The sequence below is a fragment of the Pseudomonas sp. P39-UII1 genome, assembly GCF_039672635.1.
Taxonomy (GTDB): Bacteria; Pseudomonadota; Gammaproteobacteria; order Pseudomonadales; family Pseudomonadaceae; genus Aquipseudomonas.
The window spans coordinates 1-377 of sequence record NZ_JBDFPP010000068.1 but is presented as its reverse complement, the minus strand read 5'-3'; the positions used below and the strand labels follow the sequence as shown (position 1 = coordinate 377).

The following is a 377-nucleotide window of genomic DNA, read 5'->3' as shown; positions in this document are numbered from 1 at the left end:
CACCACCAACCTGGTGCTGAGCGCTACCGGCGATGTCGCTGAAGGCGGTCAGATCGTCTATACCGCCACGCTGAGCAACCCAGCCGGCACGGCAATGACCGTGACCCTGAGCAACGGCGCGACCATCAACATCGCCGCCGGTCAAACGACTGGCCAGGTCACTGTTGCCGCGCCGGCCGATGACGTCTACAAAGACGCCGGCCAAGTCAAAACCACCATTACTGGCACCACCGGTGGCGACTTCGAGAAGCTGGCGGTCAACCCGGCCGAAGCCGTGACTAACGTCAGCGATACCATCGATACCAGCACGGTCACGTTGACCGCCAATGCCTCAGTCATCGAAGGCGGCGTGGTCACTTACACCGCTTCCGTTAGCG

General features: G+C 62.1%; 1 protein-coding gene. It reads left to right on the top strand.

Going from position 1 to position 377, the window contains the following annotated elements:
* On the top strand, positions 1–377 hold a 377-nt coding region (locus ABEH27_RS25745), incomplete at both ends, for an immunoglobulin-like domain-containing protein (protein WP_346616255.1).